Here is a 21,731-nt window from a genome sequence, read left to right as displayed (position 1 = left end):
CTAACTAAAGATAAGTAACTGTATTTATTTGCATGAACATCATTCATTAAGCGTTTTATTTTGTTCTCACTTCGAAAAGTGAAGAACTATGTAAAAACAAGTTAATGTGAGTATTCACACAAATTGCATGATAACTAATTGTTAAAGAAATAAGCAGTAATCTCATTCGTTACTCGCTTTGCGCTTCTTGGTTAACGTTGCCGTTTGCCCGAAGCAGGATGCGCATTGTACGCTTCCAAGTTTTGATGTCAACGTTTTTTCGATTCTTTTTTAAAAGTTTTTGCAAACTTTTAAAACCTTCACTTTAAAACGTTAAGTTAGCTTATTCACTTCAAAAGCGATGAGATAACTATTCAAAACATCCAGTTGATTAAGCTTTTTGGCTGAACCCCTTGGAACTGGAGCGCATTGTATAGATCTAACCACAGGGATCAAGCCTTATTTTCAAATTTATTTCTGAACGATTAAAAATCCCTCATTAAAGACAATAATGCTTCGTTTCTAGTTATTATTAATGTTTTTACTATGTCGATATGGTTTTTGAAACCACTAACTAAAGTGTTCAAAAGTGTTCAAAATTTGATAGGCTGTACTATAATAGTCAGATAACACATTTTAGAAATGAGAGTAATTCGTTTATTCGATTTCCCTATTTAATATTTAGGTAGGTAATAACTAAAATTGATTGAATATATCGGTGATTTAATCTAAGTTGAATTTTCTATCAAAATATTTATACTTATCTATTATAATTAGCAAGTTATTTATTTAACCGCAAAGGGATTAATATGTGTATTCGCAGTTCAGCTTTCGTAGCAATATGCTCCGCTGTTATGTTTAGTACAAGCGCTATAGCAAAAGATATTGCTATATATCGTTGGGTTGATGAAAACAATGTTGTTCACTTTAGTCAACAGCAACCTCAAGATAATAGTTTTTCACAGCTGACCACGTTTGCATCATATAAAGAAAGACAACAACCTCAAAAAAAACAATTGCCTTCCGTAGACGAGCAATTATCTCAGCATGAAATCAACCAAGCTGAAATATTAGCAAAAAATAAAGTCATAGCAGAAAAAAACTGTAAAGCGGCTCAACTCAACATAAAAATGTTAAATTCCTTCAATAAAATTACAATTCTAGATCCTGATGGAAAAAACCGGGTACTAACAGATAAAGAGAAGAAAGCCCAAGTGACACTAAGTAACAAGCACATAGATTTATACTGTAATAATAGTAATAAACAAAGTTAACTCACCACTTATACACAAAAGTAAATTAGCGGTTAACTTCGTACCAATTAAATAACATTTAGTTAAATACTAGCTTGCCGTGTTCAGCGACAATACTAATAGTGCTCCCTGAAGAAAATTCATTTGCGAGCAATTTTTGTGCTAGTGGATTTTCTAGCCCTTGTTGAATAGCTCGTTTTAAAGGTCTTGCCCCAAAAATAGGATCAAACCCTGCTTGTGCAATTAATGCTAATGCTTCTGAACTAATCGCCAATTTTAGATTTTGTTCAGCTAAGCGTTTTGATAATTCTTGTATTTGAATACCGGCAATTTGCTGGATTTGATCGGCTAATAAAGGGTGAAATACCACAGATTCATCAATACGATTGATAAACTCAGGTTTAAAGTGATGACTTACCTCATTCATTACTTGAGTTTTCATTTGTTGATATTGACTATCATCACTAAATTGTTGAATTATATCCGAGCCAATATTTGCGGTCATAATAATGACAGTATTTTTAAAGTCAACCGTTCGACCTTGGCCGTCTGTTAAGCGGCCATCATCAAGTACTTGTAATAATATATTAAAAACATCGGGGTGTGCTTTTTCGACTTCATCTAATAAGATTACTGAATAAGGTTTGCGACGCACAGCTTCGGTTAAATAGCCCCCTTCTTCGTAGCCTACATAGCCAGGAGGTGCGCCAACTAAACGAGAAACTGAATGTTTTTCCATAAATTCAGACATATCTATACGAATAAGAGAATCTTCACTGTCAAATAGAAAATAGGCCAACGCTTTAGTTAACTCAGTCTTACCTACCCCTGTAGGTCCTAAAAATAAAAATGATCCTATGGGTTGGTTTGGATCCGCAAGTCCTGCTCTTGAGCGCCTAATTGCATTAGATACCGAGGTAACCGCTTCTCCTTGACCAATAACTTTTTGATGTAGTGCTTCTTCCATATTAAGTAATTTGTCACGTTCCTGCTCTAACATCTTCGCCACAGGTATTCCGGTAGCTTTGCTAAGAACGTCAGCTATTTCAACCTCTGTTACTTTGTTTGCCAGTAAACTCATCTCTTGCATTTCTGCCTGACTGGCTAAATCCAGTTGTTTTTCAAGCTCAGGTAATTTGCCATACTGTAATTCAGACATACGATTTAGATCACCGCTTCTTCTAGCGGATTCTAATTCAATACGTGCTTGTTCTAATTCTTCCTTAATTGTTTGTGTACCATATAATGCGGCTTTTTCTGTTGTCCACACTTCATCCAATTCATCATATTGTTGTTGTTTGTCATTTATTTTATCTGAAATGAGTGCCAAACGTTTTTTTGAAGCGTCATCAGCATCTTTTTCTAACGCTTTTTGCTCTAATTTAAGTTGGATTAACCTGCGTTCAAGTCGATCTAAATCTTCTGGTTTTGAGTCCATTTGCAAACGAATACTAGAAGCAGCTTCATCAATTAGATCAATGGCTTTATCTGGTAATTGTCTATCACTAATATATCGATGTGATAACGTTGCCGCTGCAACAATCGCAGGATCAGTAATATTAACATTATGATGTAATTCGTATCGCTCTTTTAAACCACGTAATATAGCAATAGTGTCGTCTACACTTGGCTCTTCCACTAAAACTTTTTGAAAGCGGCGCTCTAAAGCAGCATCTTTTTCAATGTATTTTCGATATTCATCTAAAGTAGTTGCACCAACACAATGTAAATCACCGCGGGCTAGCGCTGGTTTTAGCATGTTGCCTGCATCCATCGCGCCGTCAGATTTCCCAGCCCCTACCATGGTATGTAATTCATCAATAAATAAAATGACTTGACCCTCTTCTTGAGACAACTCATTTAATACTGCCTTTAAACGCTCTTCAAATTCTCCGCGGTATTTTGCTCCGGCAATCAAAGCCCCCATATCTAAAGACAATACACGTTTGTTTTTTAAACCTTCAGGTACTTCATGATCAACAATACGCTGCGCTAAACCCTCAACAATAGCAGTTTTACCCACCCCTGGCTGACCTATTAATACTGGGTTATTTTTAGTGCGACGTTGCAACACTTGTAACGTGCGACGAATTTCCTCATCTCGCCCAATGACTGGATCTAATTTTCCTTGTTCTGCACGCTCGGTTAAATCAACAGTAAATTTTTGCAATGCTTGGCGAACATCTTCAGCATTTTGATCATCTACTTTTTTCCCACCACGTATATGTTCAATGGCCGCTTTAAGCCGTTGTTCATTTGCACCTAATGCTTGAAGAGTTTTTCCCAAAGCGCCCTTGTCTTGAAGTGCCGCCAACAGAAACATTTCTGAGGATATATAGGTATCAGACATTTTTTGGGCATGTTTATCACATAAATTAAACAATTTACCCGACGCTGAAGATAGTTGAACATCGCCTGCAGAATCTTCGACTTGTGCTAAAGATTTCAATGCCTGTTCAATCTCTATACGTAAGGAACGTACATCAACACCGGCACTTTTTAATAAGGGAATAATGGAGTTACCATTTTGATTTAACAGTGCCATCATCAAATGAATTGGTTCGATAAATTGATGATCTCGTCCTAGTGCTATTGACTGAGCATCGGCAATGGATTCTTGGAATGATTGAGTAAATCGGTCTAAACGCATAAATGTTCTCCTGCCATGTTACTGGGCTTATTTGTATTGAACATACTTTGAAATAGTTATCTATAACATTAGGACATCAGTCTACTTTTTCAATGGTTGATGAAATACAACTTTGATGTATAACAAGAAAACTTAATTTACATTGATGAATTATAATAAGCTGATAACTGTTGCCATGCGGCCGGTAATTGAATTTTTTCGATAGGAATAATATTTTTCCGGTTGTGAATAAGTACACTCTGACAAAGAGCTTATTTGCTTAATACCTACTTTATTCAACTGCAGAGTCGCTATTTCATGCAAGTTTGCTAAATATTTACCATTTTCTTGCTTGATAAAAGCCTGAGAGAATGCGTTTCCTTGTTCAACAAAGGCCCTTTGTACTTCGCTTCCAACCTCAAACGCTTCTTTACCAATACAAGGGCCTAACCAAGCATAAATATCATCGGCTGCTGTGTGCATTTTATTTAACGTATTAGTAATAATATTGGCCGCTAAAGGGCGCCAACCGCCGTGTATTGCCGCTATTTCATCGCCTTGACTTGATATCAATAAAATTGGCAAGCAATCAGCTGTCATGATAGCCAAAGCAATGTTTTTTTCACGAGTAACCATGGCATCAGCAATAATATTTTCTTTAGTTACTTTTGATATTTTGGCCACCGTATTGCCATGTACTTGTTCAAGCCATTGAATACGAGTTTTTGATGGGAATAATTTTTGTAAACATTGCCGGTTATGCTCAACGTTATTGGCACAATCGCCTACATGTAAACCTAAGTTGAAATTTTTATAGGGATACTTTTTATAAGGAAAATCATTATCACCCGAAATATTAATAGGCGATGCACAGGTCGTTTGTATCGCTAGCACTTTGTCATCAATGCCTGTACTTTCTAATTGAGAATGTACAGGCCATTGAACAAATTCAATCGCTGAGTTTGCTCGAGTATCCAAAGTTGCTAGCGGTTTTTCTTTAATACTTAATACTCATCTTGAGCATTAAGTTTGTTATCAGCTTGCAGAAGCTCAACTAATTCAACAAAATCATCTGGTAAATCAGCATGCCAAGTCATTAATTCTCCTGTGACAGGATGATACAAGGACAACATAGCAGCATGTAATGCTTGACGTTTAAAACTACGTAATTTAGCTAACAATTCTGGCGTAGAGTTTTTAGGTGGACGCGGTCTGCCTCCATATCCTTGATCACCAACAAGTGGGTGAGTAATGTGTGACATATGCACGCGAATTTGATGAGTACGTCCAGTTTCAAGACGTAAACGTAAACGCGTATGCAGACGATATTTTTCCAATACTCGATAATGTGTTACCGAAGGTCTACCTGATAAAACAACGCCCATAAGTGTACGTTTAGTTGGATGGCGTCCTATGGGTTCATCCACAAGACCTCCTGCGGTCATCAAACCATTGGCTACGGCTTCATACTCTCGAGTTATTTCTCTTAATTGCAACGCTTCTACTAAGTTGGTTTGTGCTGCAATAGTTTTAGCTACTACCATTAACCCAGTAGTGTCTTTATCTAAGCGATGCACAATACCAGCACGAGGTACAACTTCGATTGCAGGGTAATGATGCAATAACGCATTTAATACTGTGCCATCAGGGTTACCCGCTCCAGGATGAACAACTAAACCCGCGGGTTTGTTAATAACTAAAATATCATCATCTTCATAGACAATATTTAATTTTATATTTTGCGCTTCAAAGCGTTGCTCTGCTTCAATTTCGGCATTAATAGCTATACTTTCGCCACCGTACATTTTTTCCCTTGGACGTGGTAATACTTCGCCATTAACCGTAACACTGCCAGCTAAGATCCAATCTTTTAACCTTGAACGTGAATAGTCAGGGAACATTATCGCCAAAGTTTGGTCTAAGCGTTTACCTAAACACGAATCAGGGACAATATCTTTATGTTGAATTATTTCAGCCATTAAACTCTCTTTAAATTTTTAACGTTGTGCAACTCGTCATTGTACTAGCGAAAATGCTAGGTTAGAATGCTTGTACTAAAGTCTGCACTAAGTAGATTAATCACATTTTACCCTTTTTATTAAGGGCTTTCATACTTATTTTAACCAGAATAAAAGGCGTAATAACAATTTCTATGGAAAAATTGACCACAAAAATAATTTTTATCACATTGGCGCTTGTTTTAGCTGGTTGTTCTTCATCAGTAAAGGAGATTGAAATAGTCCCTGATAAATCTGCACAAGCATTATTTGTAGATGCAAGAACAGCACTAGATAACGGTTTATATCAAAAGGCTATTTCAACGCTAAGTGCTATTGATTCACGCTTTCCTTTTGGCCCCATATCTCACCAAGTGCAACTAGATTTAATCTATGCATATTATAAAGTAGGTGATTCAGCACAAGGCATCGCCTTAACGGATAGGTTTTTACGATTAAATCCCAATAATCCCAATGTTGATTATGTTTACTACATGCGAGCATTAATCAATTTGTCCACTGAAGATAATTTATTTCAAGATATTGTTGGTATAGACCGTTCGGATAGAGATCCTAGCGCAGCCCGTGAGGCCTTTAATGACTTAAAACGCGTAGTGACTAACTATCCAGAAAGTAAATATGCCGCTGACTCTCGTAAACGCATGATTGAAATAAAATCTCGTTTAGCCAAGTATGAATTATCAGTTGCTGCTTTTTATTTAAAACGTGGTGCCTATGCATCAGCGGCAAACAGAGGTAGGTATATTATTGAATACTTTACTCCTAGCCCTGAGGTAGAGCCGGCATTAGAAATAATGATTGAGTGTTATGATAAGCTTGGCTTAGTTGATTTAAAGAAGAATACGTTGCAAGTATTAGCCGCAAACTATCCAAACAATTCATTAATTAAGTAAAGTAAGTTGCGAGCCCTTCGACTGCTCGTGCCTCACGCTCAGGATGCACGGTAATAAGCCCGTTCATCCTGAGCTTGTCGAAGGAAACTGATAACTCGCAACTTTTCTATATCGCTTCTTGGTTTTCTTCACCTGTTCTAATACGGACAATACGCTCAACATCGGTAATAAAGACTTTACCATCACCAATTTTACCCGTTTGTGCTGTTTCTAAAATAGCATTTACACAACGTTCAACATCTTCTTTGGCGATAACTATTTCCAGTTTTACTTTAGGTAAAAAATCAACCATATATTCTGCACCACGATACAGCTCAGTATGTCCTTTTTGTCTACCAAAGCCTTTAACCTCTGATACGGTCATACCTGTAACACCAATTTCGCCCAATGCCTCTCTTACATCATCCAATTTGAAAGGCTTAATGATAGCTTCAATTTTTTTCATAGTAATTCTCAGTTAAAAGTCCATTATTAGTTACATTACAACGCGTTTATCATTATATTTCAATAAGCAGTTGTTATTATTTAGCTAATACCAATCTCACTAACTATGTAATCATTTCTACTTGTTAAAACGATCAACTACTTCGTTATTTATTTAATAGCTAAAACAACTAGTTATTGAAATAAACGCCTTGTATTTGACCGTTTTTCCTACGTATAAAATAGATCACTTAATTAATGAAACTGGTATAACACAATTATTTTGTTACTATGGCTGCCATTCAATATTCCCATAGTAAAGTAGGAACCCCATGGATCAGCAAGCAATTATTGATGAGATGAATGTGTTACCTGAAATTGATATTCAATTTGAGATTCGCCGTCGCATTGACTTTATTAAATCAACATTAGCAAATTCAGGTTTAAAAACATTAGTACTTGGTATTAGTGGCGGGGTTGATTCTTCAACTTGTGGTCGTTTGGCACAGCTTGCCGTCACAGAATTAAATACCGAACTAAATACAACGCTTTGTACTGACAGTGAGAATACGTTCCAATTTATTGCTGTTCGGTTACCTTACGGTGTTCAAGCCGATGAAGATGATGCCCAGCAAGCACTAAACTTTATTCAACCTGACCATTGTTTAACAACTAATGTACTCGATGGGGTAAATGGTATTCATCAGCAAGTAGTTGACGCGCTTTCGGGTGCAAATTTACTCTCCGCATCAAAAAGCCAAGTAGACTTCTCAAAAGGCAATGTAAAAGCACGCGCACGTATGGTATCTCAATACCACATTGCGGGAATTATGGGCGGTTTAGTATTAGGTACTGATCATAGCGCAGAAAATATTACCGGATTTTTTACTAAATGGGGTGACGGTGCCTGTGATTTAGCGCCATTGTTTGGCCTATCTAAACGACAAGTTAGAATGTTAGCTAAACATTTAGGCGCCCCTTCTATTTTAGTTGATAAAGCACCAACAGCTGATTTAGAAGATCTAGAACCTGGTAAAACCGATGAAGATGCCTTAGGTATTAGTTATGACCAACTTGATGATTTTCTGGAAGGTAAAGAAGTAACAACGCAAGTACGTGATCATATTATTAATATTTATCAAAAAACGCAGCATAAACGCCAGCCGATTCCTACTGTTTACGGTTAGCTGATTAAAGGGTTGAATTTGTATTCAACCCTTTTATTCTTATAAATTTTAATTAATATCACTGCTCAAGCATAATAACATCTCGGCTAAACCCAACACCGACTGTATCTATTGTAATAGGAACAACTAAATCAATTTGGGCGCTAGCCACAGCTGCAGCTATTTCTTCAGCGGTAGGACTGTCTGAAGCTGGAGGAAAATAAAACTTATACCCAGCTTCAGATAAAGTAATCGAACCGCTAGTCCAAGCATCACTTACGCCGTTACAAATAACATCTTCACCATTATAAGAGGGGGTAGTTGTTTCACCATCCAAATTCGTACATGCTAACCCTGCACTAGAGATTAAATTTATATTACTGCCATCTTGTCCTGTACAGCGTGTACCGTTGTCATTTATACAATTAATATTTATCGATATACTATTACTACATCCCACAGTCTGGCAGTCAACACTAATACCTTCAATATTAACATCAACATTAATCGTATCTGACAAAATTGAAGAGGGACTGACAATAGCACCACTACCGGTTAAACCTGTATTATCAGTGCGGGCTTCTCCTACAATATTAACCGCACCTGTTTCCAAAGCCGTTAACCAGCCTCTAGAAAAATTGCCGTAATAATTAGTGGCAGGATCAACTATGGTATCTATCGCTTCATTTGTTATTGTTGCAACTGCGGAGGAATTAGGATCAGTAGACCAATCAGCGAATAAAGATAAGTTGATTTCATAAAAAGGCACATACGCTAACCAATTAGGCTTGTAATCTGAGCCACCAACGAGACCATAAGACTGAATAGTTGTTAAATCAGTACTGCTTAATGATGCAAGATCAACATAAATGCCACGGGCAATAAGTTGATATCCGCCGGCAAGTAAATCAGTCATGCTACGCGTATCTATGTCAAGTTTAGTCGGCATGGTTGTACCCATTAGTTTTGCTTGTACCACGGCTTTAACATAACTGACGTAGGCAGTCACATTATCGGTATCGACAAAGTAGCTCTTAGGCATAATAATAATATCGGCTAATTGCCAATCAGGCACCATTTCATAAAAACCATCTACTCGGCGAAAACGACATGCTTCAACATAATCATCAGAAGGAGGAAAAGCTTCATTTAAATCGGTATCATAATGAGGGTGGTCAGCAGAACTCCCTGATACATATTTAGCGGCTGACGAAGATGAGTCATGGTGATCTTCGCAACAAGCAGTACATAATTCAGGCTGTCCTGTGCTAGAGGTAACACCTTTTACTTTACTAATTAACTCACCTGAATTTTCATCATTAATCAATGACTCTCCATCATTTGATATAGTTAAAATAGTTGGCGCTTTAGCCTCACCGTTAGCGCTAAAGCTACAAGAACAGTTTACCGTTGAAAAATCTTCTAAGGTTTGTTGATCTGATGAATTATCATAAGTAATCGTTTCAAACTGAATTAAGTTCTGACCATTTCTTGCAACAACGGTTGGTATAGGTCTTGAGGTTTCTTGGGTGTTGTAAGTAGCGTTTGCAATAACATCATCAACTAAGCTAATTGGAGGGTTTTCAATACTTGATATTTCATTAAAAGGAATTTCAGGTGTGATTCGGTCACCTGATGTGGTACTTAGCCCTGACGTATCATGTATTGATGCACTTGATATTATTTGATCACCATTGACTGTTTGCACATTATTATTAATATCAGTCCAACTCACTGACACAGTAACATGTTTAGCATCCGTACTTTCACCTGTACCAACAACTCCCCATGTAGCAGCATCTTCATCAAAGTGATGTGCTGTCATTGTCCAGCTACGCGTGAAGCTATAGTTGTTCTTAACCATATTATTCTCAACGTCAGGCAGATCTCTACCAACATCATCAAAAGCATCAATATTATTAATGAAATCTAGTTTGTCACGTACTAGTTGAATAGCAATTGTACGGGCATTAACTTCATTACCCGATCTAATCACATGCTTTTGAATTTCTAAAACACCCACAATTCCTACGGCAGCAATAAAAATGCCGATCAATACTTCAATTAAGGTAAAGCCTTGATTGCTTTTCGTTAATTTTTTGATTCCTGTGACTTTATTTCCTACAACATAACTCATATGCTTCTCCTAAAAATCTTTCCAGCTACCTGGTATAATTTCAACGGTAGACAGTTTGGGGCCGCCACCTTGGCTAATGTTTCCCAAAACTTCTGCATCATACCTTGTATTAAAAGTACCTCCACTTCCCCCTATATCATGATCGGAAATAAAAGCACCTCTTACCGTAGAATTACCCTGCATTTGTACATCTCCACCACTACCTGGAGTAGTTTCAAAAGCAAAGAATAAACCATAAATAATAGCGCCACCATTAAGCCTGGTTAAACTGTTTTCCACCACAATAATTACTGGCTCATCTACTGAACCTACTATATGACCTGCATTAAGAGTGCAAGCACCTTCAATCCAATAAAACCCCGTGGTAATATCAGTAAGAGAAGGGTTAGGTAATGTTGAGCAATCCGCTAATACTTCAGCCCGATTTTTTAACTCTTGATAGTTCGCTGTCGCTACACCAAAAGTATAATCTAATAAATCAGAAGGAAAGCCTGTTGTATCATTGTCAAGAATATCCGCTGCTTCAAGGGTGCTATCTGAATAAGGAGAACCTGGACAATAGCCGCCATCAAACTCTTCTAAGCCACAGGTAGCACCAGTTCCCCCTAGAGTAACATTATCATCACTCCAAACTGATAACGGTACACCTACACCACCACCATTAGGGTTTGCCCCAACCGTAAAGGCACCACCAATACCAATAGTGCCCGAAACCGTAATAGCTGAATCAGGTGTTCCACAAGTAAAAGGGAGTAAGGCAATCTTTTGAGCGTGTGTTCGTGTGCCCGTACTATCTTTGCTTTGACCAACAGAGTTAAGTCCGATAAAACGTACAATTTTCGGGCAATCCCCGTCAGTTTCAAAGGTGTCAATCAAGCTATAACTCACCACAAAATTTGTGTCACCTGGACTATCGTCAATTGAATCAATATCAATAGGGTTAATGAGATCAACGTTTTCGACTTCGAACTGAATCATGGCTCTTTTTAAACCCGATTCTGCCGATAAAATCGCTTCATTCTTTCTTATTTCTGCATTAGCAATACGAACATCTAACATTTTAGTTTTTGCTGTATATAAGGCGCTAGCTAAAGCTAACCCCAACATCACCAAGGCCATTATCACAGTAATTGCACCCGTGGCTTTGTTAATGTTAATGAAAGATGATTTTTTTCTATTGTATTTGTGCAGCTTTAACTTACTTATATTAGTCATAACTTGCATTCCTCACTAATACTTTTTCTGAGGCAGTTAATGAAATGTCCGTGTCATCAACCAAGGTGGCGGTAAACGATATTTCCACGGTAACAGTACCATTATAAATACCAGCATAAGGTAAGTTACCGGCGGCACAATTAATTTCTATATTTGTTGTGGTAGTAACACTCGTAACTGGGTCAGTCACAGTATCGGGGTTTTCATAATCAGTAGTATCACCATCATCACTGACTTTACATTTAAACATATCTCCATATACAGCGGGTACAGCAGGTACAGCAGGTGGACCAACTTCAGCAGGTACAGCAGGAGAAATTTCTATTGCTGAAATATTGACAAAATCAGGATCGGTTAAAGACTCCCAGCCAGTTTCAGTACAACTCTTACCATCTTTCCTCGTTTCAAGTTTACCGTCATGTAGTCGATAACCAAAGTCTTCAGTTGAGCTATCATATTCATTATTTTCATTAAAATCGTAAGAAAATAAAATGCAGGAATTGCTGGTTTCACCGGTAAATTCACTAACGAGTAACGTTCTAAATTCGGCCGGAGCAGGAGTCTCAGAGCTTATTGTAACTTCAGCATTAGCATCATAACCTGCCCGTTTAATATCCTCACTAAGTAATGCCATAATGCTAGTTACTTCATCATTTAAGCGAGCATATTTAATGGTTTTACTATCAATTTGAAAACTAGTGACATAAATGGAGGTAACTACTAATATAGCCGCCAAACTGAGCGCCATACTGATCATAAACTCAATCAGTGTAAAACCTTGTTGATTTATTTTTGTTGTTTTATCTTGATTTATGTACATTTAGGATACCTCAAGCTAGTGCCATTAATTGAGCACACTCTATCACGCCCCATAACACTACGCTTTAAGCTTAAGTCTTTGATGACACCATCGGCAGTAATACTAAAAGTAGCAGTCCCCCCAAGTGAACGGCCTTTATAAGGGGATATAGTTATTTTATTGCCAGTAAAATTATGACTATCAAAAGAGACCCCTTGATAATCAGCACTGGAAACAACACGTTCTATATCATCAACTACGCAACTATTAGCCGTTGAACAATCGCAGTCTACTGTGTCTTCACTTAAACCAATACACCACGAAGTTGCGTTAGTTCTGTTGAAAACTATATAAGTTTTACTGCTTTTTTTAGCTGCCTCAGCCTTGGCAAGTTTAGTGAAGAATAATAGCTCACCACCTAAACCTCGAAGCTTTTGCTTGGCAAAAAAACCTGAAAAGGAAGGAACAGCTACTACTAAAGCAATAGAAATTAATGCGATAACAATCATCAATTCAACCAAGGTCATTCCTTGCTTGAGTTTGATTTTTCTACCAAACATCATACGACTCCTAATAAAATAATTTAAACTATCTCAAATCCAGTATATAGTATGGTTAGGTTTTTGTATTTTGTTTTTTTTAAGGTTTTTATGGATTCTACAAAAAAGAGTAATGGCTTTACTTTAATGGAACTAATGATAGTTGTAGCAATTATAGGAATAATTGCTTCTATAGCATTACCTTCTTATCAAGACAGTGTACGTAAAAGCCGTAGGGCAGAAGCGCATGCAGGTTTGGTTAAAATGCAGCTGCAACAAGAAGGATTTAGAATGGTGAATATTGCTTATGCCACCGCTATTGCTGCAGGCGCCAATAATGTAAACGATCCCGGCAGTGACTATTATACTTTTTCTATAGTAACGGTTGCTGCTACAGTTTCCTCTGCTTACACTTTGAAAGCTGCAGCAACTTCAGGTTCAAGTCAAGCTGCTGATACTGGCTGCACCTCTATAACTATAGACCAAGCTGGTACTAAAAGCCCTGCTGGCTGTTGGTAGTTTTATTACCTGAAATGAGTACATTAAAAAAAACACTAACATCTTACGATGATAGCGTTTTTTAATGATAATTTATAACGAGTGACTTTTAATCATCCATTTTAATAAGTGAAACTTGAGTTACTAGTATTGATATTAATTCTATTTAGCGTAATTCTGCGGGTACGGCAAATACAATGTTTTCTTCCCTACCAGGATATTCATTAACTTCTTGACCACCAAGCTCTTTTAACGCCTCAATTACTTGTTTTACCAAAATTGCCGGGGCCGAGGCACCAGCAGTAACACCAATTTTGTTAACATTTTCTAACCATGATGTTTTAATATTATCAGCAGTATCAATAAGGTAAGAAGTAGTTCCCATTTTTTCAGCGACTTCTCTTAGACGATTAGAATTAGAGCTATTTTTTGCACCAACCACTAATAATAAGTCGACTTGGCTAGCGATAGCGCGTACGGCATCTTGCCTATTTTGGGTGGCATAACAAATATCATCTTTACGAGGCCCTTCAATTAAAGGAAATTTAGCTTGTAACGCACTGATAACATCGGCAGTATCATCTACTGACAACGTAGTTTGACTGCAAAAATATAATTTTTCAGGTTTTTTCACTACAAGCTTTGACACGTCATCTGCTGATTCAACTAAGTAAATGCCCGCTGATTCACTATCATACTGCCCCATGGTACCTTCAACTTCAGGATGCCCTGCATGGCCAATGAGTATGCACTCAATGTTCTTACGACTAACGCGAGCAACTTCCATATGTACTTTAGTAACCAATGGACATGTCGCATCAAATACTTTTAAGTCACGTTTTTTAGCTTCATTACGCACCGCTTTAGAGACGCCATGAGCACTAAATATAACCGTGCTGTCATCAGGTACTTCATTAAGCTCTTCAACAAAAATGGCGCCACGACTTTTAAGGCCGTCAACCACAAATTTGTTATGTACTACTTCATGACGTACATAAATAGGCGCACCAAATAAGTCTAAAGCTCTGTCAACAATGCTAATAGCTCGGTCAACACCGGCACAAAAACCACGAGGGTTAGCTAAAATAATTTCCATAAGGTTCTCAATAAAAGTTGCGATAAAATAAAGTTTCGAGTAGCGAAAACACTACAACTTGCGAATGAGAAAAACATATGTTCAGCCGCTTTTCTTCGAAACTCGCCACTCATCACTTAATTTTACAATATTTCGACTAAATCAATCACAAAAGTAACTGGCTGTCCCGCTAAAGGGTGATTAAAATCAATAGTCACTGAACTACCATTAACTTCTTTAATCATGCCCGGTAATTCACCACCTGGTTGTGAGAATGTGATGATGTTACCAACTTTTGCAGGTACTTCCGCTGAAAATTTATCAATATCCATAAAATGAAGATTATCAGGGTTAGACTCGCCAAACGCATCAACAGCTTCAAGCGAAAACTCTCTGCTATCACCCGTAGTCATACCTAATATTTGTGCTTCAAAAGCCGCTGAAATACTTTGATCACCCATGATGATCTTAGCAGGTTTATTGTTTACCTTGGTACTATCAGCAGCTGAGCCATCACTCAACTTCATAGTAATATGTACTAAAATTGTTGAATCAGCTTTAATTTGTGTTTCATTTGTCATTTTTTTATCTTCTTATCCATTGTCGCACTTAACGTACAACTTATATTTTATCGTTAGGTTCAGCAGTAAAGGACTCTAAGATCATCAAGGCTGCACCAATAAAAATCATTGAATCAGCGACATTAAAAGCAGGAAAATGATTACCAGACCAATGAAAATCTAAAAAGTCGATAACATAACCAAACAAGGCGCGGTCAATCAAATTTCCCATTGCTCCACTTAACATCAACGCTACAGCAATACTTAATAAGGTTTGCGACTTAGGTATTTTTGCTAACCAAATAATAAAAACAATGCAGGCTATAGCCGCTATCGCGGTAAAAAACCAACGCTGCCAACCACCTTGATCAGCCAAAAAACTAAACGCAGCACCAAGATTGTGTACATAGGTGATACTAAAAATAGGCAATACGCTGATAGATTCATATAAGCGAAATGATCCTGCAACCCAATGCTTAGTTACCTGATCAAGCGTTAAAAAAATTAGCGTTAGCCAAAGCCAACGCAAGCCTGAATTACTAAATATTACAAAAATTTTACTCAACTTAGAATATTCTCTTTTTTTAAATAATAAGTAACTACTCACCTATCGTCACTCCCGAGATGTTTTAATCGGGAGTCTAATCTTTAAAACAGGCAGATTCCGGCTTCAGCTTTGGTGTCCAGACCAAAGCTAGACCCTAGGTCCTGTAGGCAAAGACACAACCGGAATGACGTGCACGCTGGGTATGGTGAATAATTACAATAATAATAAATAAACAAATAGCAGTTATTCAAAGTCATTTACTGATAAAACAAGAAGAAAGAACGGAGCCTATGACTATAGGTGAGTACTTTCGACGCAGTTATTGCAGGAAAATGGCAAAGAATAACGATTATTTATGCATATTTTCTGGATTCGCCATCACCATCAACATTGGTAATACAACGGCCACATAAACTTGGGTGAGCGTCATGTGTACCAACATCAGTCGTTACATGCCAACATCTATCACACTTAATGCCTTCTGCTGCAGCAACTGACAACCATAAACCTTCAATGTCGGTTTCTGTTGAGCTATCAGGAACTTGACTTTCATCGTTAACAACATTGAGCGTCACTTTAGACGTAATAAGTACAAAGCGTAATTCATCGCCTAATTGTGCTAACTTCTGAGCTAGCTCTGCCGTTGCATATAGAGTTACCTGAGCTTCAAGCGCTTTACCTACCGTTTTTTCTTTACGAGCAAGCTCTAATGCACGGTTAACTTCAGCGCGTACTAATAACAATTCGCTCCAATATTCATTACCTAGCTCAGTGTCTTCTGGCATGGTGACTAAACCATCAAACCAAACACCGGTGAATACAAATTCATCACGCTCGCCTGTAGCTGGCGCAGGTAATGCTTGCCAAATTTCTTGTGCGGTAAATGATAAAATAGGCGCCATCCAGGCCGTCATTGCTTCAGCAATTAAGTACATAGCCGTTTGACAAGAGCGACGTGCATTGGAATCAGATTTAGCTGTGTATTGTCTATCTTTAATGATATCTAAATAGAAGCCACCTAGCTCAGTAGTACAGAAGTTCATTAGCTTATGAGCGACAACATGAAATTCATACTCGTTATAGGCATTAATAATCTCATCTTGTAAACGTGCTGCTTTATCGACAACCCAACGATCAAGTGCGACCATATCTTCAACAGCAACAGAATGCTGCGCTGGTTCAAAGCCATTTAAGTTTGATAATAAAAAGCGAGAGGTATTTCGAATACGACGATAAGCATCCGCTTGACGTTTAAATATTTCATCGCCTGCTGTGATCTCTTGCGTGTAATTTACCGATGCTGTCCATAAACGTAAAATATCAGCACCTAAAGAGTTGGTGATTTCTTTCGGAGTGATCACATTCCCTAAAGATTTAGACATTTTATGGCCTTTAGAATCAACCACAAAGCCGTGCGTGAGCACTTGCTTATAAGGTGCTTTACCATTCATCGCTACCGATGAGATCATAGATGACATAAACCAACCACGATGTTGGTCTGAGCCTTCAAGATATAAGTCTGCAATATCATCGAATTCTTCACGCGCATTGACTACAGAGTAATGGGTAGTACCGGAATCGAACCATACATCTAAGGTATCAGGTACTTTAACGTATTCTTTAGCATCATCACCGATAAGTTCGCTTGCGTCTAAATCAAACCACGCTTGAATGCCTTCTTCTTCAACACGCTTAGCAACCGTTTCAATTAACTCAATACTACGTGGATGCAAAGCACCTGTGTCTTGATGTATGAACAATGCCATTGGCACGCCCCACGTACGTTGACGCGAAATACACCAATCTGGTCTACCTTCAACCATAGATTCAATACGACGTTGTCCCCAATCAGGGATCCATTGTGTTTTTTCAATTTCTTTTAATGAATCTTGACGTAAACCTTTCTTGTCCATGCTGATAAACCATTGTGGTGTTGCACGGAAAATTAATGGCGTTTTGTGACGCCAGCAATGTGGATAAGAATGTTCTAACGCATGATGGTGCACAAGTGTGCCATGCTCTTTCAACGTTTCAACCACACTCGCATTCGCTTTAAAAACATGCTGACCTGCGAATAAAGGGGTGTCTTCAAGATAAACACCATTGGCACCAACAGGGTTTGCGACTTCAAGGTTATATGTTTTACCCACCACAAAATCTTCAACACCATGGCCAGGAGCCGTATGAACACAACCTGTACCAGAGTCGGTAGTAACATGTTCACCTAAAATAACGGGCACAGTAAAATCATAAAAAGGGTGTTTAAGTTGCACTAAATCTAAATCGCTACCTTTACAAAAACCTAATGCATGGTATTTATCAATACCAAAACGGTCCATACAACTTGTGACTAAGTCTGAAGCTAAGATTAAACGCTCTTTACCTTCTTCACCATTGGGTAACGTTTCACATTGCACTAAGGTATATTCAACATCAGCATGAACTGCAACTGCACGGTTAGCAGGTAATGTCCAAGGTGTTGTCGTCCAGATAACAAGGGAAATATCACCTTCGCCTTGATGCTTACCTTGTGAAGAAACAGGATGATCAAATTTATCAGCAACACTTTCATCAACCGCAGTAAACTTCACATCAATCGCTGGAGATTGCTTATCTTTGTATTCTACTTCAGCTTCAGCTAAAGAAGACCCACAATCTGTACACCAATGGACAGGTTTGAAACCTTGGTGTAAATGACCATTTTCAGCAATTTTACCTAATGAACGGATGATATTAGCTTCGGTATCAAAATCCATTGTTAAGTAAGGTTTGTCCCAATCAGCAAAAATACCCAAACGTTTGAAATCTTCACGTTGGCCATTGACTTGCTTAGCTGCATATTCACGACATTTTTCGCGAAAAACACTGGCTGAAACCTTATGACCTGGCTTACCAATTTTTTTCTCAACCATTAATTCGATAGGTAAACCATGACAATCCCAACCAGGTACGTAAGGCGAGTTGAAATCAGACAATGTTTTTGATTTAACGATAATATCTTTTAATATTTTATTTACCGCATGACCAATGTGAATACTACCATTCGCATAGGGAGGGCCATCATGCAAAATGAATGATTTTTTACCTTTTTTTGCTGTACGAATTTTTCCGTACAAATCTTTAGCAGCCCATTCTTTGAGCATATTAGGTTCACGGTTTGCCATGTTGCCTTTCATGGCAAACGAAGTGGCTGGCAAATTCAGGGTCTGTTTATAATCACTCATTTAAATCATTATCCGGTTGTTTAAATTTTTCAAATTATTAGGCTGATTGGTATCCACCTAATCTATATTGTTTAATTCTTGTTTAGCCTGAGCACTATCTTGCTTAATTTGTGCGGTTAATGCTTCGAGGCTATCAAACTTCATCACTTGACGAAGTTTTTTCTTAATTATCACTTCAATGCATTGACCATAAAGATCAGTATTAAAGTTAAAAATATGTACTTCTAATTGTTGTCTTATGCCATTTACTGTTGGTCTAGAGCCAATATTAGCAACGCCATTAAAGGTGCCATTATTGGTATTAACTATTACAGCAAAAACACCATCTAAAGGAGATTTCCGTCTTTTTAATAGTACATTTGCCGTTGGAAAGCCTAGTTGTCGTCCACGTTTATCACCATGAAAAACTTTACCTATTATTGAGTAAGGCCTACCTAGCATACTCTCAACATCGTTTAAGTTATCTTGCTCTAGCGCTAGTCGTATCGAAGTACTGCTCACTCGGCAATTAGCCATTTTACAACTGGCAGTATCCGTTACATCAAAGCCGAATTTTTTCCCTGCCTCAGATAACATAGTAAAATCACCAAGACGATTTTTACCGAAATGAAAATCATCGCCAACAATTAAATGCTGTATACCTAATTTTTCCACTAATAAATGTTCAATAAACTGCTGTGCACTTTGGCTGGCAAACTTTCGAGTAAAATTAACGCAAATTAATCGTTCAACGCCTAATTCTGCTAGCAGTGAATACTTGTCCCGTAAACGACAAAGTCGCGCTGGCGCTTTGTCTCCTGCAAATAATTCTTGTGGTTGTGGTTCAAACACTAACACCGCAGCAGCACAATTGAGTGCCTTTGCTTTAGTAACTAAGGCCGCAATAACACGTTGATGTCCTTTATGAACACCATCAAAATTACCTATGGTTAATACACAGCCGTGATCTTCTGGTTGAATATTATGTATACCGCGAACTAACTGCATGGTTTGTGTTTTAAGCCTAAAGCAAATATGTTGATGAAATAAATCGCCGAATTATATATTAACGAGCAATAATAATCAGTATTTCCTAAATATTATTTTTAATTTTTCACCTTAAAGTCACCAAGACGAACACCTAATATGGCGATCATAACAAAATAGCTTAAGACACCGCCGCCAATACACATGATTAGCTGTAGAACTTGCTCAGCAAAACTCATCGCTAACCACACATCAAAGTCATTAGATAATTGATAAACCACCCATGCCATCACCAGTGCTGATAAGACTAATTTACTGATAAAAATTTTTGTGTTTTTTGACAAATGGTAAACACCTGCCTGCTTTAGGCCACGATAAAGAAGCCACGCATTTAATGTTGCCGACATTGTCGTTGCTATCGCCAAGCCGACATAACCAAAAAATGGCGCAAGCATTAAATTAAAGGCCATATTAGAAACCATGGCTATGATACCAATTTTTACCGGCGTTTTCGTATCTTGTCTAGCGTAATAACCCGGCGCTAGCACTTTGATAAACATAAAACTTAACAAGCCAGAAAGATAAGCAAACAATGCCATTGATACTTGTAACACATCATTTTGGCTAAATTCTCCTCGCATAAACAACACCATTATAATGGGTTGTGCAAGTACCATGAGCCCAGCTAAAGCAGGCCAACCAAACAGAGAAATCACCTTAATACCCCAGTCTAAAGTAGCGGTGAATTCTGTCGGACTGTTTTTACTGTGCAGTTTTGCCAAACTTGGTAAAATAACCGTCGCAATACCAATACCAAATAGACCTAACGGAAATTCTAATAATCTATCGGCGTAATAGAGCCAACTAATAGATCCGGTAATTAAAAAGCTGGCAATTAACGTATCAAGGAGTAAATTAATTTGAGTAACAGACACGCCAAACAATGCAGGAATAATTAACTTACGAATTTTAGTAACACCTTTGCTATGCCAAGACCAGCAAGGTTTAACTAAAACACCGGCTTTATATAAAAAAGGAATTTGAAAAAGAAACTGAATCAAGCCGCCAAAAAATACTCCCCATGCCAGAGCATAAGCAGGGCTTTGAGTATATTCAGCGCCATATACCGCCATTAAAATAATCGCTATATTTAGCAGTACAGGCGTAAAAGCCGCAACAGCAAATCGCCCCAAGGTATTAAGTACAGCACCCGCAAGTGCAGTAAAACTAATAAACCACAAATAAGGAAAGGTGATTTTTAATAAACTAGCAGCCAACTCAAACTTTTCACCGCCAACGCTTTCAGGGCCATTATAAAACCAATCAACAAACCAACCACCACCAAATAAAATAACAAATAACGGCGAGGCCAACATGCCAAATAAAGTGACTAAAGTAATGATTACACCTAACGTACCAGAAACTTGCGCAATTAAACGCCTTGTTTCATCAAGAGATACATCAAGCTTTTCATCATTGTCACTGTCACCTTTTTTCTCTGCTTTTTTTTCATCTTTAGTATGATATTCACTTAGCACCGGAACAAATGCCTGAGCAAAAGCGCCTTCAGCAAAGAGGCGACGAAAAAAGTTGGGGATTTTATTTGCAAAGAGAAAAACATCTGCCATAACCCCTGCGCCCATCACATTAGCAATGACTACATCGCGCACTAAGCCCAACACACGAGAAACCAAGGTCATCACACTGACAATAACCCCTGATTTTATTAACTTTTTACTCAAAAAAGTGTCCTCAAAAACAATATGAAAAAAGAAAGGAAGTAATTAACTAAAAGAAGCTACTATTATGT

The 21,731-nt window shown here is 37.8% G+C and carries 18 protein-coding genes; 4 read left to right on the top strand and 14 right to left on the bottom strand.

Annotation, left to right across the window (positions count from 1 at the left end; all coding sequences use genetic code 11):
- Positions 1 to 788: 788 nt before the first annotated feature.
- Complete coding sequence (locus tag DWA31_RS04120; RefSeq protein ID WP_114325394.1) at positions 789 to 1,253, top strand: DUF4124 domain-containing protein; 465 nt, start codon at positions 789 to 791, stop codon at positions 1,251 to 1,253.
- A gap of 58 nt (positions 1,254 to 1,311) precedes the next feature.
- Here DWA31_RS04120 and clpB read toward each other — a convergent pair whose 3' ends face one another.
- The 3 genes from clpB to rluD form a co-directional block, all read right to left on the bottom strand.
- Positions 1,312 to 3,882: an ATP-dependent chaperone ClpB gene (gene clpB, locus DWA31_RS04115; RefSeq protein WP_114325393.1), complete on the bottom strand. Its 2,571-nt coding sequence runs from the start codon at positions 3,880 to 3,882 to the stop codon at positions 1,312 to 1,314.
- Positions 3,883 to 4,032: 150 nt separating this feature from the next.
- A complete protein-coding gene (gene pgeF / locus DWA31_RS04110) occupies positions 4,033 to 4,839 on the bottom strand; it encodes a peptidoglycan editing factor PgeF (protein ID WP_245942472.1) in 807 nt (268 codons plus the stop codon).
- Positions 4,840 to 4,865: 26 nt separating this feature from the next.
- Positions 4,866 to 5,840 carry a 23S rRNA pseudouridine(1911/1915/1917) synthase RluD gene (rluD, locus tag DWA31_RS04105; protein ID WP_114325391.1) on the bottom strand — a complete coding sequence of 325 codons (975 nt, stop codon included), beginning with the start codon at positions 5,838 to 5,840 and terminating at the stop codon, positions 4,866 to 4,868.
- Between the two features lie 173 nt (positions 5,841 to 6,013).
- On the opposite strand from rluD, the gene DWA31_RS04100 reads away from it, so the two are divergent.
- On the top strand, positions 6,014 to 6,772 hold the full coding sequence (locus tag DWA31_RS04100; RefSeq protein ID WP_114325390.1) for an outer membrane protein assembly factor BamD: 759 nt from the start codon (positions 6,014 to 6,016) through the stop codon (positions 6,770 to 6,772).
- A 106-nt stretch (positions 6,773 to 6,878) separates the two neighbouring features.
- Here DWA31_RS04100 and glnB read toward each other — a convergent pair whose 3' ends face one another.
- The gene (gene glnB / locus DWA31_RS04095) at positions 6,879 to 7,217 is read right to left on the bottom strand and encodes a nitrogen regulatory protein P-II (RefSeq protein WP_114325389.1); all 339 of its coding nucleotides are present in this window, start codon (positions 7,215 to 7,217) and stop codon (positions 6,879 to 6,881) included.
- Between the two features lie 310 nt (positions 7,218 to 7,527).
- Between glnB and nadE the strand changes: the two genes are divergently transcribed.
- Positions 7,528 to 8,382, top strand: a complete 855-nt coding sequence (gene nadE, locus DWA31_RS04090) for an ammonia-dependent NAD(+) synthetase (RefSeq protein WP_114325388.1) — start codon at positions 7,528 to 7,530, stop codon at positions 8,380 to 8,382.
- 58 nt (positions 8,383 to 8,440) lie between these two features.
- Here the strand turns inward: nadE and DWA31_RS04085 are convergent, their stop codons facing one another.
- From DWA31_RS04085 to DWA31_RS04070, 4 genes are read right to left on the bottom strand one after another with little or no spacing between them, the layout of a single operon-like run.
- On the bottom strand, positions 8,441 to 10,498 hold the full coding sequence (locus DWA31_RS04085) for a type IV pilus modification PilV family protein (RefSeq protein WP_114325387.1): 2,058 nt from the start codon (positions 10,496 to 10,498) through the stop codon (positions 8,441 to 8,443).
- 9 nt (positions 10,499 to 10,507) lie between these two features.
- Entirely contained in the window at positions 10,508 to 11,713 is a 1,206-nt protein-coding gene (locus DWA31_RS04080; RefSeq protein WP_114325386.1) for a hypothetical protein, read from the bottom strand.
- On the bottom strand, positions 11,706 to 12,533 hold the full coding sequence (locus DWA31_RS04075; RefSeq protein ID WP_114325385.1) for a prepilin-type N-terminal cleavage/methylation domain-containing protein: 828 nt from the start codon (positions 12,531 to 12,533) through the stop codon (positions 11,706 to 11,708). The genes DWA31_RS04080 and DWA31_RS04075 overlap by 8 nt, the downstream gene beginning before the upstream one ends.
- Positions 12,524 to 13,075: a pilus assembly FimT family protein gene (locus DWA31_RS04070; protein ID WP_114325384.1), complete on the bottom strand. Its 552-nt coding sequence runs from the start codon at positions 13,073 to 13,075 to the stop codon at positions 12,524 to 12,526. Before DWA31_RS04070 ends, DWA31_RS04075 begins: the two co-directional genes overlap by 10 nt.
- Positions 13,076 to 13,162: 87 nt before the next feature.
- Between DWA31_RS04070 and DWA31_RS17675 the strand changes: the two genes are divergently transcribed.
- Complete coding sequence (locus DWA31_RS17675; protein WP_114325383.1) at positions 13,163 to 13,570, top strand: type IV pilin protein; 408 nt, start codon at positions 13,163 to 13,165, stop codon at positions 13,568 to 13,570.
- Between the two features lie 145 nt (positions 13,571 to 13,715).
- On the opposite strand, the gene ispH is transcribed toward DWA31_RS17675, so the two are convergent.
- The 6 genes from ispH to murJ all read right to left on the bottom strand — a co-directional run bounded on the left by ispH (position 13,716) and on the right by murJ (position 21,663).
- The gene (gene ispH / locus DWA31_RS04060; RefSeq protein ID WP_114325382.1) at positions 13,716 to 14,645 is read right to left on the bottom strand and encodes a 4-hydroxy-3-methylbut-2-enyl diphosphate reductase; all 930 of its coding nucleotides are present in this window, start codon (positions 14,643 to 14,645) and stop codon (positions 13,716 to 13,718) included.
- Positions 14,646 to 14,767: 122 nt separating this feature from the next.
- Positions 14,768 to 15,205, bottom strand: coding sequence for an FKBP-type peptidyl-prolyl cis-trans isomerase (fkpB, locus tag DWA31_RS04055; protein WP_114325381.1), 438 nt, complete (start codon positions 15,203 to 15,205; stop codon positions 14,768 to 14,770).
- Between the two features lie 40 nt (positions 15,206 to 15,245).
- On the bottom strand, positions 15,246 to 15,740 hold the full coding sequence (gene lspA, locus DWA31_RS04050) for a signal peptidase II (RefSeq protein WP_114325396.1): 495 nt from the start codon (positions 15,738 to 15,740) through the stop codon (positions 15,246 to 15,248).
- 344 nt (positions 15,741 to 16,084) lie between these two features.
- Positions 16,085 to 18,955: an isoleucine--tRNA ligase gene (gene ileS, locus DWA31_RS04045; protein WP_114325380.1), complete on the bottom strand. Its 2,871-nt coding sequence runs from the start codon at positions 18,953 to 18,955 to the stop codon at positions 16,085 to 16,087.
- A gap of 57 nt (positions 18,956 to 19,012) precedes the next feature.
- Positions 19,013 to 19,942 carry a bifunctional riboflavin kinase/FAD synthetase gene (gene ribF / locus DWA31_RS04040; RefSeq protein ID WP_114325379.1) on the bottom strand — a complete coding sequence of 310 codons (930 nt, stop codon included), beginning with the start codon at positions 19,940 to 19,942 and terminating at the stop codon, positions 19,013 to 19,015.
- Positions 19,943 to 20,040: 98 nt separating this feature from the next.
- Positions 20,041 to 21,663: a murein biosynthesis integral membrane protein MurJ gene (gene murJ, locus DWA31_RS04035; protein ID WP_114325378.1), complete on the bottom strand. Its 1,623-nt coding sequence runs from the start codon at positions 21,661 to 21,663 to the stop codon at positions 20,041 to 20,043.
- Positions 21,664 to 21,731: the final 68 nt, after the last annotated feature.

The organism is Candidatus Colwellia aromaticivorans (assembly GCF_003333305.1).
Lineage (GTDB): Bacteria > Pseudomonadota > Gammaproteobacteria > Enterobacterales > Alteromonadaceae > Colwellia > Colwellia aromaticivorans.
The sequence above is the reverse complement of the archived record's forward strand: the minus strand, read 5'-3'. Positions and strand labels throughout refer to the sequence as shown.